Origin of the sequence: Psychrobacter sp., from assembly GCF_041554015.1 — a bacterium.
Lineage (GTDB): Bacteria > Pseudomonadota > Gammaproteobacteria > Pseudomonadales > Moraxellaceae > Psychrobacter.
In genome coordinates this window covers 1-15286 of the sequence record NZ_JBFFMS010000025.1, presented here as the reverse complement: position 1 = coordinate 15286, position 15286 = coordinate 1, and the positions used below count along the sequence as shown (strand labels likewise).

Sequence of the window (15286 nt, the reverse complement as noted above, 5' to 3'; positions counted from 1 at the left end):
AACTAACCTAATTATTAGCAATATAATTAATCTTTATGTGTGTCAAGAGACGCTAATAACGCCGATAAACGGTATAAATCGGGGTGCAGTTGACACTATTTCGCTAGCTTAACACCCAAACTTACGAAACTCAAATACTAATTACATGATTTAATGCCTACCTATACCGCATTGTCCTCAATAAAATCATAGAGTTACTTAAGTGTAAGAATAGATTAAGCTGTCCTTAAGGTTGAAACTTGTACTTTTAAGCTGGGTTATTTCTTTAATTAATGCCAATTAGACAAGCTATTATTCAGGTTTTTGTTTGGTGACACGATAGATAGCGACATCTGCTAATAGATTGGGGGCTTGGCGTATCAGGGTTTTCATCAGTGGTGTATGACCTTTTTCAGAATCACTAACGGCAAAACGATTGACGATATGGATATCATGCTGTGCGCAAAGCTGCTCAAAATCTTTAAACGTACATAGGTGAATATTAGGAGTGTTATACCACTCATAAGGCAATGCCTCTGAGACAGGCATCATCCCTTTAAGCCCCAAATGAAGGCGGTTTTGCCAATGGGCAAAGTTGGGGAAGGTGATAACAGCTTCGCGGGCAACACGTAGCATATCAAGCAGCAGTACATCAGGTGATTTTACCGCTTGCAGCGCCCGTGCCATGATAACGGTATCAAAACTGTTATCAGCGAAACGTGCCAGCCCATCATTTAGGTCTTGCTCAATGATAGATAAACCATTAGCGATGGCTTCATTGATTTTTTCTTCGTCAATCTCAAGTCCATAGCCGGTGACGCCGCGATTTTGTTGTAAATGCGCAAGCAGCTCACCATTACCGCAGCCTAAATCGAGCACATGTGAGTGCGGGGCAATCCAGCGCTCAGCCAATTGATGATCCATTCTCATGAGCGCGCTCCTAATTTTTGCTGGCTGTTTTGGTCTCGGTTATCCGTCATAAATTCTGCGTTCAGGAAGCCTTTGACAGCGCCCATATAACGTGGAATATCAAATAAGAACGAGTCATGCCCGTGCGGCGCATCGACGTTGATATAGCTGACCGGTTTACCAGTCGCCATCAGCGCATCGACAATCTCTTGTGAGCGCTCAGGGGCAAAACGCCAGTCTGTGGTAAAAGAGACCACTAAATACTGACACTCAGTATGAGCAAAGGCGGCTTTCAATGCGGTCAGCTCTTGATGGTTGCTTACATTTATATGGTCGATATCCGCACTGTCAGCTAAAGTGCCTGCTAGCTCATCTTCGCTGCTATCTGCTTTTACTGACTCAGCAAGGGAGGTCGCCAGAGGTTCTGATACGGTAGAGGCGTCTTCAATAGATTCTAATGGATAATCGCGCGTCGGATCAAAATAATCCAAGGCTTTGGTCATAAGCAAATAGGTATTGGCATCAAAGTTTTCGCTAAAGCGTTCGCCTTGATAGCGCAGATAGCTTTCGACTTGGAACTCGACATCATAGCCATACATAAACTTGCCAGATTTTAAATCACGACCAAATTTGGCCTTCATCGCATCGTCAGTCAGATAGGTAATATGCCCGACCATCCGCGCCAGTATGAGCCCGCGACGCGGGTAGGTGCCCGCTTGTAGATAACGTCCCTCTTTAAAATCAGGGTCGGATAAAATAGACTGCCGTGCCACTTCGTTAAAAGCGATGTTTTGGGCAGAGAGCTTTGGTGTGCTAGCTATGACCACACAGCGTTTTAACCGATTGGGATAATCGACCGACCATTGCAGCGCCTGCATACCGCCCATGGAACCACCGACGATAGCATGCCAAACGTCAATGCCAAGACGGTCTGAGAGCATCGCTTGGGTTTTGACCCAGTCTTTGATGGTGACCAGTGGAAAGTCAGGACCATAAACTTGGGCGTCACTACTATCGGGATTTATCGTTGTTGGACCGGTCGAGCCAAAACAGCTACCGATATTATTGACACAGACCACAAAAAATCGATTGGTATCGATGGACTTATTGGGGCCAATCATATTGTCCCACCAGCCAGCCTTCTTGTCCTCATCGCTATGATAGCCTGCCGCATGATGGCTGCCTGATAATGCATGGCATATGAGTACCGCGTTTGATTTGTCGCTATTGAGCGTGCCATAGGTCTCGATAATCAAATCAAACGATGGCAAAGTACGATTACACTCTAAAGTCAATGGCTCAGCAAAATGAAAAATCTGAGGCGTAACAATACCAACTGACGTTAATGATTGGTTATGATTAACAGCATACGTGGCATTGGTTCTATCTGTGGCGGACTGGTCACTGGTATTATCAGGGCGTGCGTTCAAAGCTACCTCGCAAGACAACAATCATCAATAAAATAAAAAGGATACTATGTCGATCGATTATATAATCGACAGTGCTTTTTGAATGGTTTTTATCTACATTACTTTTTTGGCAATGCGCTTGCCTATTGTAGGGCGATGCGCATATGAGTACAACCTTCACGCACAGACTTTCATGCACAGATATTTATGTTTGGTTCCGATATCATGTAGCCAATTGAAAAAACGCCATGTCATTGAACCAGATTTGGGTGCAATCGACTTAGGTAAGACGCAGACAAGTGGCAATAACTGCGTGTCAAATTGTATAAAGGTGCTTTTGCAATGCGTTATGAAGGGGTAAAATGCTACACTAAGCGCGTGCTTATTTAACATTGTCTTAACAATCTTTTATCGAGCTTTATTAATCAACTTAATTATAAAACAGGGCTGCTATGAAACCTGAACTGCCTCCCCGTATTGCGGTTTTACTTGTCAATCTTGGTACACCAGATGAGCCGACCGCGCCTGCCGTCCGTCGCTACCTCAAACAGTTTTTGTCCGATCCGCGCGTGATTGAGATACCTAAGTTTTTGTGGGCAATTATCCTCAATCTGTTTGTGCTGCCAAGTCGCCCAAAACGGGTCGCAGAAGCTTATGCAAGCATCTGGGATGGCGATTCACCGATGCGTACTATCCTTAACGCGCAAGTTGAGAGGTTACAAGCGCGTTTGAGCAAAAGTGCTGCGCCATTTAGTGTATCTGTCCATGCGGCGATGAGCTATGGCAATCCGGGTTTGCCTGATGTGATGGACAAACTGCGTGGCGAAGGGGTGGATCATTTTGTCATATTGCCCGTTTTTCCGCAGTATTCAGCAACGTCCACAGGTGCTGTCTATGATGCGATGACCAAATGGTCGCTGCAGCAGCGTAATTTGCCCAATATGACGATAGTCAAAGACTATTTTGCCCATCCTTTATATATCAAAGCCCTGGCAGATAGTGTTCGTCGCTTTCAGGCAGTACATGGCAAACCTGAAAAGCTGATGTTTAGTTTCCACGGTATCCCGCAGCCTTATGCGGATAAAGGCGATCCTTATCCAAGGCGTTGTAAATGTACCGCTGCACAAGTTGCTCATGAGCTTGGTCTAAAACCAGATGAGTGGATTATCAGCTTTCAGTCGCGCTTTGGTAAACAAGAATGGGTCAAGCCATATACCGATGCGGTACTCAAAGACTGGGGTCAGTCGGGCGTGCGCTCGGTACAAATTTTAAGCCCTGCATTTTCAGCAGATTGCTTAGAAACTTTGGAAGAGCTTGCTATCGAAAACCGCGAGACTTTCCTGCATGCTGGCGGACAAGAGTACCACTATATTCCAGCGCTCAATGCTGATGAAGCACATATAGACTTGTTAGAGGCAATGAGTACGCCGTTGGTAAAAGGCTGGGCAGGAACACTAGATGGCTGGGCATAAGCGTTTTTAATATCCAATGTACACTCAAAAAAATACCGAACATCAGGTTCGGTATTTTTTTATAACTCACTTTTTAAAGGAGAGCCTTTAAATTAAGAAAAGCTTTACAAGTCATTATCGTGGCTTAACTTTGCCGCATCGCTATCAGCGATCGCGACAATATCAGGGTACTTTCTGTCATCTAGATGTTCCTCGATCAGCAGCTCATCGATACGTGATTCGTCGATATTTTGATAGTGTACTGGTGTTAGACCTTGGGTTGCATCACTACCGACTTGCGAATTATTAAATCCTGAATCATCGTCAAAGTCATCATCCTCGATAACATGTAGCATAGGGTTGTCTAAATCAACTTCTTGGCTACCTTGGCTATCTTGGTCATCTTGATCTTCATCACTTTCAATATCATTATCAAGCTTTTCATCGCCTTCGATGTGTGTCATCTCTTCTGGTAGCGGGGTTTTTGAGTGTTCCATACTGTTATCCTTAGTTTTTATAATCAATAAATCTAGTAGCGTTTAAAAAATAGTCGTATAGCTATTTTGTCCGCTTATCATCATTGCCTCTAGTAGTAAGGTGTCACAGGATGTTAAAACTATGTAAGAATCAGTCCTTGTGTCATCAAAACAATGGCGACTGACTAGGCTTTACAAATTGCATAAAGCTTATTTAATAAAAGCGCTTCAAACATCAGCGGTTTAAAACGCCATATATACACCAAAGCAATCGCGTAAACGCCAGTTTCTGCCAACTCTTCAACGATTTCTCCCAAACCTTGAGGAATCATAATGCCGTTTTCACCCATATACTCCAGCAGCGCCAAGCCCACTATCATAAGATATAAATAAACTGGCACAGACTTTAAAATAGCCCAAAGATAACGCCAGCTATATGCCAATAAACCTACGATAAGCAGATAAATAATAAGCAGCAGCGCATCTTCCCACCAGTCATAGGAATGATTTAGCACTGAAAAATCGCTGGCAATCAACAGCTCAGGTAAATAGTTTAACTCACGGCGAATCACCGCAAAGAACGTCAGTACGGATGCTAACCAAAAATAAAGACCTTGCTTGCTCTTACTTTGTACCATGTATTGCACACAACGTAATATACAGGCTATCAATAGGATAATGCCGGGGATTTCGATAATGCCATCTGTAGCCAAAACAAGGGGCTCCTGATTTTTTAAGAAATAAAAAAGTGAACCCAAAGGCTCACTTTAAACTGCAAATTATCTCATTAAGACCAGATAAATTCATATGCGTTTATTATAACGCCAATTTGAACAATATAGTATTATTAATAATAACTAATTAGTAAAATTCTATTATTAATATTTCTAATCTAATGCGCCTCATCCCAGTTTTGACCACTGTCCGTCTCAACCAGTAGTGGCACCGCAAAATTAACATTCCAGCCTTTTTCAACCGCTGTCGCCGTGAGGACATTTTGCATGGCATCAGTAATCAATTGGCTAATCTCATCGACCTTGTCGCTATCGACTTCGAACACCAGCTCATCATGTACTTGCAGTAGCATTTTTGCCTGCTCTTTTGGTAACACTTTATCAACGGCGATCATGGCAAGCTTAATCAGGTCAGCAGCAGAACCCTGTAATGGGGCGTTAATCGCTGCCCGTTCAGCGCCTTGCTTAACCATACGGTTGCTGTGATTGATATCAGGGGTATAAAGCTTACGTCCCAATATCGTCTCGACATAGCCCTGCTCATAAGCGCTGGCACGGGTATTAATCATATAGTCTTTGACGCCAGGATAGCGCTCAAAATACATATCGATATAGTCTTGCGCCTCACTACGGCTCATCTGTAGCTGCTTGGCAAGTCCAAAGGCACTCATACCATAGAGGAGGCCAAAGTTAATGGCTTTGGCATTACGTCGCTCAGTGGCGGTGACATCAGTAACCTCTTTGCCTAGCACTTCAGCTGCGGTGGCCGCGTGAATATCTAGCCCTTCATTAAAAGCATGGGTCAGGTTTTTATCACCTGAGAAATGCGCCATTAAACGTAATTCAATCTGCGAGTAATCCGCTGCTAAAATAACGCGACCTTCTGGTGCGATAAAAGCTTGGCGAATCAGACGTCCAGTAGCAGTACGAATCGGAATGTTCTGTAAGTTAGGATCAGTAGATGATAAACGTCCGGTGCTGGTCAGCGCTTGATGATAGCTGGTATGTACACGGTCAGTCTCAGAATCTGCCACATTATCAAGCGCATCGGTATAGGTGCTTTTAAGCTTAGAGAGGCCACGATATTCTAAGGTGATATCAACTAATGGATGGTCAATCTTTGAGAGCACCGCTTCACCAGTAGAGTATTGACCGGTTTTGGTCTTTTTGCCGCCAGCAACGCCAAGCTTCTCGAACAGCATCTCACCAAGCTGCTTTGGTGAGCCGAGATTAAACTCCTCACCAGCGACTTCATAAGCACGTTTTTCAAGGGCAATGATTTCTTCATCAAAACGTTTTGATAGCTCATTTAAGAATGGGCGCTTGATTAAAATACCGTTTGCTTCCATTTGGCAGAGTATTTTGGCGGTTGGAATCTCTAATTCGTGTAGCAACTTAGCGTTATTGTCGTCAGCTGCTAATTTTTCGCTAAACAAATCAAACAGCTGATAAGTAATATCGGCATCTTCGCAAGCATAGTCGCTGGCGATATCAATCGCCACATGGTCAAAGGTGACTTGTTTGGCGCCTTTACCAGCGACATCCTCAAAACTGATTGTCTGCGTTTGCAGGTAATGGCGTGCCAAGTCATCCATACCGTGGCGAATAATCGCAGCATTAATCACATAGCTGGCAAGCATGGTATCCATCGCCCAGTTATTAGGGCTGGCATGAATGCTGCCTACCAAGTCGATATCATAACGACTGAGAATATGGGCATCATATTTTAAATGTTGACCGATTTTACCGATGCTTGGATTTTCCAAGATAGGTTTTAAGCGCGCCAATACCGTATCGCGATCAAGTTGCTTTGCGGTTAGCTCATCGCCTTCTAGATTATGCGTGAGCGGTACATAATAGGCTTCGTGCGCTTTTACCGCAAAAGACAAACCAACCAATTCAGCCTGACGCCAATAGACACTGGTGGTTTCGGTATCGATAACAAAATGCGGCGCCTCTGCCAATAGTTCAACTAAGTTTTCAAAAGCAGGCTCATCTAAAATTGTATGCCACGCTCTATCATGACTTTTACTGTCGGTGATATCACCCATCGTGCTTGATTGTAAGGATTTAGCGATTTGTGCTTGTGACTCAGCATCCGCCTGACTATGAGCAACACTTTGCGAACCATTGGCAGGATGATTGGGGTGATCAAGCGAGGCCAATTCATTTCTAAACTCAAGCTCAGTATATAAAGCTCGTAGCTCATCGATATGAGCACATGGGTCGGTATTTATTTTTAAATCTTGCCAATCTTGACCAATCTCTAAATCGGTAACAATAGTCGCCAATTGCGCATTGAATGGAATGTCATCTGCATATTCGAGCAGATTCTTGCCCGCGCGTCCTTTGATATTGGCGACGTTTTTGAGCATATTGTCGATAGTGCCATATTCATTTAGCAAATCTTTAGCAGTCTTTTTACCAATACCGGGCACGCCCTTAATACCGTCAGAAGAATCACCCATGAGCGTCAAAAAATCTATCATCTGCTCAGGATTGATACCGAATTTTTCAACCACACCAGCGCTATCGGTAATCTTACCGGTAAAGCTGTCTTCTAATATCACGCAGTCATTAATCAGCTGCATCATGTCTTTATCGCCAGTTGAGATAACCACATGATGACCTTCGGCGACCGCACGATAGGCAAGGGTGCCGATGATATCATCGGCTTCTGCGCCTTCGATACGTAGTAATGGGATTCCTAAAGCGGCAACCAAACTGTGGATATAAGGAATCTGCTCGGCAAGCTCAACATCCATTTTTGGACGATTGGCTTTGTACTCCTCAGACATGGCATGACGAAAGGTCGGCGATTTGGTATCGAAACAAACCGCCATATGGGTTGGATGATAGCGGCGCATGAGCTTTAGTAGCGCATTCAACGTCCCACGTATGGCATTAGTGATGAGCCCTTGCGAGTTTTGCATGGTTTTTGGCAGCGCATGATAAGTGCGAAACAGATAATAAGAGCCATCAACCAAGATAAAAGGTGGCTGGTTTTTGTCCACATGCGCGGTGTCCATCGTCGCCACATTTGGCATCGTCGCAAAGTTCGGTAGCGTATTTGGATTGATAGGCGTATGAGAGTTGTGGTCGTTGGCAGTCATAAAAAGTCACTTATTAAATATGGGGCAGCAAGTATTGGGTAAACAGATACCTTCATTATAACGATAAAACTGCCACGTGATAACGATAAAACTGCCACGTGCCGAATGGATGATGAACCAATAGAGTGCATAACGTGATAAGAAGCCACGTTGTCTGCACTCTAATGATAATCTATAAAAAAAAGAACCCAGATCAACTGAGCTCTTTTTATTATTACGACTATCGTTGTTATTAGCAGCTTATTTTACTTCTGAGGTTACTTCGCTATCAACATTGCCATGGGTCGCTTTAGAATATGGGCAAACCTTATTGGCCTTTTCAACCAATTGCTGAAATTCATCCGCTGATAGCTCTGTATTTTCACCGATGACATGGATTTTAACGGCCAATTTAAAGTCTAGACCTTCACCTTTCTTTAAATCTACTGATACTTCGGTAGTAGAATCAAACTTTGCTTTTTCTGCCCCTTTAACGGCAGCAAGTGCACCATCAAAACAAGCCGCATAGCCCATAGCGAATAATTGCTCTGGGTTATTGCCGTCTTTATCAGAACCAGGTGCCACCATATTGATGGTTAAATCGCTGTCTTGAAGGCTCGCTTTACCGGCACGACCGCCTGTAACAGATGCTTTGGTTGAATATAGGGTTTCCATAATTTATCCTTTTATATAAATTGTTTTCCATCATTTTTAGACAGTATTTTGCAAGTCTTGTCATAGCCAATTATAAAATAGCCCATCTAGCATACCAGAGGAGGAGCAGAGCTTTATATAGTGGCCGTAAAAGTATGCTATGAATTTGTAAGTTTGCCTTTTAAGCTTATAAAACAAAACCTAAGTTTGCTATAACTCATCGTTGCAGTAGGGTAAACTGATGACATAAAGCAGAGATAACATACTGACAATAATTAATATCAGCATTTCAGAAAGGACGCCAGACGATGAATAAATTGATCATAACCCCTATAGCACTTTCATTATTGGCGTCTGTGCTGATAGGCTGCGGCGAGGGTGAAGATGCTATTTTCGGTTCAGGCGGTAGTAATGAGCTGACAGTAAGTACCATAGAACGCAGCTCAAATGCGATTGCGCGTATTGACACAACTTACAATACAGGCGCCCGCCGTGTTAAAAAAATCAATATTGTAGGTAGTTACGATCAAAACCTAGATGATTTAGACCTATCAGTGGTACTAGGGGATAAATTTGAAGGAACGCTTGAGGATAAACATATTGAGGTAGATGGTCGGCTTGTTAAACGTCCTATTTATGAGAAAAACAGCAGCAATAAACTCAAATTTGAAACCATCTATAGAACACGGGATTTATCGGGTGTTGATGCGCGTGATTATGATGCCAGTAATAGCTATGCCAATCGCCGTGGTATTTTTACCGATTTAAACAACTATACTAAAATACCGAATAATATTGGTTTTCCGAGTGGTTCAATATGTTATATCCCTGTGGTCACTAGCGAGCGCTCGTTCTTTGTCTTTGATGTTAAGGATAAGACTGGATTTAAAACGCTAGATAACTGGGTTAGTGATGCTGAACAACGCTTCAATGATAAGCGTCAATCTAGTACCACCAGAATTAATATTGGTTTTAACAATAGCCAAAAGGCAGCACAGGTTAAGTTCTTTGCTGTTAATAATGACCCAGAGTATATCTATAACGGCGTCAACTACGACGGTGGTATCTATGAAGCAGACTTTGTTAATAGTGCTGCATCTATTCCAAACCAAGATAGTATACGTGGCGTTGTCGATTGTACGATCGTTAATAAAGTGGCCGCTGACTTTTTAGCCACCCAAATCACAAAACATTATTAAGCTTAAAAATCTTATAAACACTCTTTATTTGCTGAATAGAGAGTGTTTTTTTATGCGCTAATTCTGCACCTTGGCGCTAAATCCGCTACAATACGCCCATTGTTTACTCTATTTATTTAGATTGATTTCTAAATGACACAACGTTGAAGCCAATAATTATGAGCGTAGATTCAAAGAAATTAAATAAAGAAGTGGCTAAGCGCCGCACCTTTGCCATCATCTCGCATCCTGATGCTGGTAAGACGACGATGACCGAAAAGCTGCTACTATGGGGTCAAGCCATTCAGGTAGTGGGCGAGGTCAAGGGGCGCAAGACAGATCGCCATGCGACATCAGATTGGATGAGCATGGAGCAAGAGCGCGGTATTTCTATCACCACCTCGGTCATGCAGTTTCCTTATAAAGAGCATGTCGTTAACCTACTAGATACCCCAGGTCACGCCGATTTTAGTGAAGATACGTATCGTACTTTGACTGCTGTAGACAGCGCATTGATGATGGTCGATGGCGCAAAAGGCGTCGAAGAACGTACCATCAAATTGATGGAAGTATGCCGGATGCGTGATACGCCCATCATCTCATTTGTCAATAAACTCGATCGCCAAATCCGTGAGCCGCTTGAGCTGCTGAGTGAGATTGAGGCGGTTTTAAAGATTAAATGTATCCCTATCACGTGGCCTATCGGTATGGGTCAAGATTTCGTTGGCGTCTATCATTTAACTGAAAATAAAACCTATCTGTATGAAAAAGGTCATGGCGGCGAGATTACCGTTTCTGAAACTCGCGAGGGCTACGATTATCCTGATATCCGTGAGCGCCTAGGGGCACTGATGTTTTCCTCGTTTGAAGAGTCACTTGAGTTGGTACAGATGGCGCTAGAAGATTTCGATGTTGATGAGTTTTTGGCGGGTGAGATGACGCCAGTATTATTTGGTACTGCGCTTGGCAATTTTGGTGTCAATATGGTGCTTGATACCCTGATAAAATATTCACCACCGCCAAAAGCGCATCCGACCAATGAACGTGAAGTAGCAGCGACTGAGACAAGCTTTAGTGGTTTTGTGTTTAAGATTCAAGCAAATATGGATCCGCGCCATCGTGACCGTATTGCATTCTTACGTGTCTGCTCAGGCAAATACGAAAAAGGCATGAAGATGAAGCATGTGCGCTTGGGTAAAGACGTACGTATTGCTGATGCTCTAACCTTTTTGGCAGGGGATCGTGAGGCGTTAGAAGAAGCCTATCCGGGTGATATCATCGGTTTGCACAATCATGGCACCATCTCTATCGGTGACAGCTTCACAGAAGGGGAAGAGCTCAACTTTACCGGTATTCCGCATTTTGCCCCTGAGCTGTTCCGCCGTGTAATCTTAAAAGACCCGCTCAAGTCAAAAGCACTGCAAAAGGGTCTACAGCAGCTGAGTGAAGAGGGCGCCACACAGGTCTTTATGCCGCAGATTAATAATGATTTGATCTTGGGCGCGGTCGGTGTGCTGCAGTTTGAGGTGGTCGCCCATCGCCTCAAAGAAGAGTACAAAGTACAATGTATCTTTGAGCCGGTATCGATTGCGACGGTACGCTGGATTCATTGTGATGATGAAGTGGCACTGGCGAAATTCAAGAAAAAAGCCCATGACCAATTATCGATAGATGGTGGCGGGTATTTGACTTATCTTGCGCCATCCCGGGTGAACTTGCAGCTGATGCAAGATCGTTATCCAGAAGTGACGTTTAGCAATACGCGTGAGCATTAAAAGCCAGCATTCTACTTTTCTTAATCATAAATTAGCCATAAAAAAGACACGCTATCGTGTCTTTTTTATGAGCGCTCTAAAGCCTATCACACTGATTTTTTAGCAGTCGTGAACATCCAAAAACACGAACAGTGTTCCTACAATATAGGACAAAGGTTACGGTAGAATATCACTAAATCTTTTAGATATAGTAAAGAGGTTATATGAAAACCGCGAACCAGCGTCCTATTATTCCATCGGAGTCTGCTCAGCCGTCCGCTATGGACACTGATAGACTGCGCTTATGTTCAGTAGTAGGTGGTGCGTTATTGTTTGGTGCTTTGAGCGTTTCAGCGCATGCCAGCAGTCTTTTTAGTAGCACAGAATATCTTGATTATCAGTTACCCAAAAAGATACAAGAAACCTGCACGGCGCGTGATAATTGTCCTGAGCTTGAGGTTAAGTACCTTAAAACCAATCATAAATGGCTAAACGATATCGCCAATCAGCGCATTAATACGCTTGTTGTAAACAGTAAACCGTCTGAATCTGCGCCTATCACTACCAAAGCCACGCCAGCCGCTGTCAAAAGCGCACTTGATGGTTTTGCCGCCTCGCAGCTTAATGAGCTACCGAGGGACAGCGCATTGGCTTATAGCCTAATAGTAACACCTGAATATGTGGGTCATATTAATGATCTTGAGATGTTCGAGATAAGCTCATATGTCTTTACGGGCGGCGCCCATGGAATGCCCTATAGCGAATATCTGGTGTTTGATCAAAAGACAAAAAAGCAAGTGAAACTGGCGGATATGCTACAAAGCGGTAAAAAACCACAGTTTAAAGCGCTGGCCTATAATGCATATAAGGACTGGGTAAAAACGGTCGATAAGGATGTTAAGAGCTATGAGAAAAACTGGCCATTTACCTTAGGTGATAACGTGACATTGACGGATAAAGGAATGGATATACGTTATCAGCACTATGATATTGCCCCCTATGCCTATGGTATGCCAGTGCTTAGCATCCCTTATCATAAACTTGGCGGTATCATACAGCCGCGCTTTATCCCTAAATAATATAGCGATAAACGTAAGATAAAATGGGGTGGATCAGCTAATGACCATCATAAGATATATTTAATAAATAAGGAGTCATCGCATGACAAACGATATCGATAATATAAATGCCGCAACGACCAATACATGGCAGCTAAATGCCTTGACAGAGGCGCTTGGTGATCTGACCTTAACCGTCATTGATAGCCTGTCTGTGGGCCGAGGTAGTGATAATGATCTGGTACTAGGTAGTAAGCAAGTGTCGCGCAATCATGCGCAGCTGAGTGTCCTAAACGGTCAGCTATATGTAAAAGATTTAGAATCGTCAAACGGTACATTTATTAATGATGAGCGTATCAGTGCCAATGAAGTGCGGCATTTGGTAGCAGATGACACCCTAGTATTTGCCAGCTTTAGCTTTCAGGTCATAGCGCCTCTAGCTGCTACAGCTGCTACGACATCTCATGAGCAAGTAGCTCCAGATAAACCAACCCTAATGTTGAGTCCTGATACTGAGATAGCACCGATTGTTGAAGCAGAGCCAGTCCAGAAAGAAACAGGCATCGCTGACATTTTATCTGCCGCAGATAAAGCTGAACCGGTATTGAGCGAAGTAGAGTCTCTCCCAGCAGAAAAAGCTGTATCGACAGAAACCACGTCAACGCCTGTTAGTCATCCTACTCATCAGGAATCGCCCGTAGAGCAGCCTGTTTTAGTGGCTGAGCCTGACCTGCATCAAGATACTGTCTCTAAAACCTCAACAGAAACCTCAACAGAAACCTTGCCCGAAACCTCGATATCTCCTGTAAGTGAAGCGCCAAGTGTTGAGGCTGCTCTTGATCCAGAGCCAGAGCATGACAAAACCACTAAGACCGCCTTGCAAGAAGAAGCTGATCCGGATGTACTGCGTGCAAAACAGGCAGCCACCGCCCAATTCTCCGGCACGGCCAATCTAGGTCAATCTCGCGATTTGGGTACCACAGGCAATAATGCGATGGACCAAGCGCTCAATAATCCTGCCAATACGGACGCGGTTGAAAAGAAACCGAGTGGGAGCTGGTTTATATGGGTGTTTGTTGCCATTATCATTATTGGCTTAGCACTGTGGTTATTTAATACAGGCATGGTATAGACAGCTTTTAGTAAACAGGCTAACTTTTAATAATTATGGCAAAAGAGTTAAGTGACTAAAGGTCTTAACTAAAGGTCTTAACTAAAGGTCTTAACTGAAGTTTCTTGACTAAAAGATGGAGCTTTAGAATAAGAGGATCAAAAGTTGCTATTTTTGAGCAACAAAAAACCTTTTATAATCAGCTGCTTGAGATTATTTATTAAAATAAAGCCAAAAATATTAAAAAAGAGCTTGCGTCTGTCAAAATATTTGATAGAATAGCCACCACTTTGAGAGAACAAGCCGACTTAGCTCAGTTGGTAGAGCAACTGACTTGTAATCAGTAGGTCGCCAGTTCGATCCCGGCAGTCGGCACCATCTCTCTCAAAGTAGCTTTTTATGAATTGACTTTATATTAAAGTGATTTTATATCAAGCAATCTAGGTGGGATTGGGGAGCGGTCAAACCCAACAGACTGTAAATCTGTCGCGAAAGCTTCGAAGGTTCGAATCCTTCTCCCACCACCATATTTTTCTAAGCACGTCTTAGCGCCAAGCATACTCTATATCAACTCATGATTTTTTATTAGAATCAGCCCAGATAAGAGTAAATGCGGGTGTGGTATAATGGTAACACCTTAGCCTTCCAAGCTAATGACGCGGGTTCGATTCCCGCCACCCGCTCCATATATGTACCATTGCACAAATCATCAATGCCCATCACGACAGTCAGTTATTATTGCTGTATCGTGATATTTTTTTTAGTGCAACTTAGCGGTTGGCTACTGTAATTATTAAAAATATGCTCATATAGCTCAGCGGTAGAGCACTCCCTTGGTAAGGGAGAGGTCTCGAGTTCAATTCTCGATATGAGCTCCATTTATTGTTTCATGATTTATATTCGCATTGCTAATGTTTGTCTATAACTCAGTATTGGTATCAAAATTATAAAATATCGAAAATTATACAGACAGTGTGGCAGAGCATAATTTAAAGGTGACACTGAGGTGTTGCCTTTTTGCGCTGTCAGTTCGTTAAATGTTATATTTGCCTAGCAAATAAGCTGTATAACAGGTTGAATGGACAAGCGTTTGTATAAAGTAGGGCGATAGCAGTACGGTATATTAACTTGTCATGTGCAATGGATTGAAAAGCACGTATAATGCTTCTATTTATATGCTTAACAGCTAAGATATCGATCGCAAAGACAGTATAGCGTGATCGCTAGTATGCTAATAGATGTTAGTTTAATAGAAAAAACACAGTGTCAACGGTTTGATGGTCATGCATCATAAGCCGTCAAACAGTTATTTACCGATCTTTGATTGATAAATATTCACCAAAAAAAGAGGAAATACCCATGGCAAAGGCCAAGTTTGAACGTCTAAAACCACACGTTAACGTCGGAACCATCGGACACGTTGACCACGGTAAAACCACCCTTACCGCAGCAATCGCAACCGTAGCTGCAATCACCTCTGG

Annotated in this window: 12 protein-coding genes and 4 tRNA genes; 10 read left to right on the top strand and 6 right to left on the bottom strand. The window is 43.2% G+C overall.

Annotated features, from left to right (window positions below):
- Positions 1–291 precede the first annotated feature (291 nt).
- Complete coding sequence (gene metW / locus ABYU67_RS07825; protein ID WP_372844438.1) at positions 292–909, bottom strand: methionine biosynthesis protein MetW; 618 nt, start codon at positions 907–909, stop codon at positions 292–294.
- Positions 906–2318: a homoserine O-acetyltransferase gene (locus ABYU67_RS07820; RefSeq protein WP_372844437.1), complete on the bottom strand. Its 1413-nt coding sequence runs from the start codon at positions 2316–2318 to the stop codon at positions 906–908. The genes metW and ABYU67_RS07820 overlap by 4 nt, the downstream gene beginning before the upstream one ends.
- A gap of 431 nt (positions 2319–2749) precedes the next feature.
- On the opposite strand from ABYU67_RS07820, the gene hemH reads away from it, so the two are divergent.
- Positions 2750–3769 (top strand): ferrochelatase, encoded by a 1020-nt coding sequence (gene hemH / locus ABYU67_RS07815; protein WP_372844436.1) that lies wholly within the window; start codon positions 2750–2752, stop codon positions 3767–3769.
- A 104-nt stretch (positions 3770–3873) separates the two neighbouring features.
- Here hemH and ABYU67_RS07810 read toward each other — a convergent pair whose 3' ends face one another.
- From ABYU67_RS07810 to ABYU67_RS07795, 4 genes are all read right to left on the bottom strand, one after another.
- Complete coding sequence (locus ABYU67_RS07810) at positions 3874–4245, bottom strand: hypothetical protein (protein ID WP_372844435.1); 372 nt, start codon at positions 4243–4245, stop codon at positions 3874–3876.
- Positions 4246–4409: 164 nt separating this feature from the next.
- Positions 4410–4937, bottom strand: coding sequence for a hypothetical protein (locus ABYU67_RS07805; RefSeq protein ID WP_372844434.1), 528 nt, complete (start codon positions 4935–4937; stop codon positions 4410–4412).
- Between the two features lie 179 nt (positions 4938–5116).
- Positions 5117–7987, bottom strand: a complete 2871-nt coding sequence (gene polA, locus ABYU67_RS07800) for a DNA polymerase I (RefSeq protein WP_372844462.1) — start codon at positions 7985–7987, stop codon at positions 5117–5119.
- A gap of 324 nt (positions 7988–8311) precedes the next feature.
- Positions 8312–8725 carry an Ohr family peroxiredoxin gene (locus ABYU67_RS07795; protein ID WP_372844433.1) on the bottom strand — a complete coding sequence of 138 codons (414 nt, stop codon included), beginning with the start codon at positions 8723–8725 and terminating at the stop codon, positions 8312–8314.
- 287 nt (positions 8726–9012) lie between these two features.
- On the opposite strand from ABYU67_RS07795, the gene ABYU67_RS07790 reads away from it, so the two are divergent.
- The 9 genes from ABYU67_RS07790 to ABYU67_RS07750 all read left to right on the top strand — a co-directional run.
- Positions 9013–9903 carry a hypothetical protein gene (locus ABYU67_RS07790; protein ID WP_372844432.1) on the top strand — a complete coding sequence of 297 codons (891 nt, stop codon included), beginning with the start codon at positions 9013–9015 and terminating at the stop codon, positions 9901–9903.
- Positions 9904–10061: 158 nt separating this feature from the next.
- The gene (locus tag ABYU67_RS07785) at positions 10062–11657 is read left to right on the top strand and encodes a peptide chain release factor 3 (RefSeq protein WP_372844431.1); all 1596 of its coding nucleotides are present in this window, start codon (positions 10062–10064) and stop codon (positions 11655–11657) included.
- A gap of 203 nt (positions 11658–11860) precedes the next feature.
- Positions 11861–12715 carry an RsiV family protein gene (locus ABYU67_RS07780; RefSeq protein ID WP_372844430.1) on the top strand — a complete coding sequence of 285 codons (855 nt, stop codon included), beginning with the start codon at positions 11861–11863 and terminating at the stop codon, positions 12713–12715.
- Between the two features lie 82 nt (positions 12716–12797).
- A complete protein-coding gene (locus ABYU67_RS07775) occupies positions 12798–13826 on the top strand; it encodes an FHA domain-containing protein (RefSeq protein ID WP_372844429.1) in 1029 nt (342 codons plus the stop codon).
- A gap of 281 nt (positions 13827–14107) precedes the next feature.
- Positions 14108–14183 (top strand) — tRNA-Thr (locus tag ABYU67_RS07770).
- Between the two features lie 65 nt (positions 14184–14248).
- Positions 14249–14332, top strand: a tRNA-Tyr gene (locus tag ABYU67_RS07765).
- A gap of 85 nt (positions 14333–14417) precedes the next feature.
- Positions 14418–14491: transfer RNA gene (locus ABYU67_RS07760), tRNA-Gly, on the top strand.
- A 117-nt stretch (positions 14492–14608) separates the two neighbouring features.
- Positions 14609–14683: transfer RNA gene (locus ABYU67_RS07755), tRNA-Thr, on the top strand.
- 481 nt (positions 14684–15164) lie between these two features.
- Positions 15165–15286: GTP-binding protein (locus ABYU67_RS07750; protein WP_372844461.1), on the top strand; the 122-nt coding region annotated here is incomplete at its 3' end.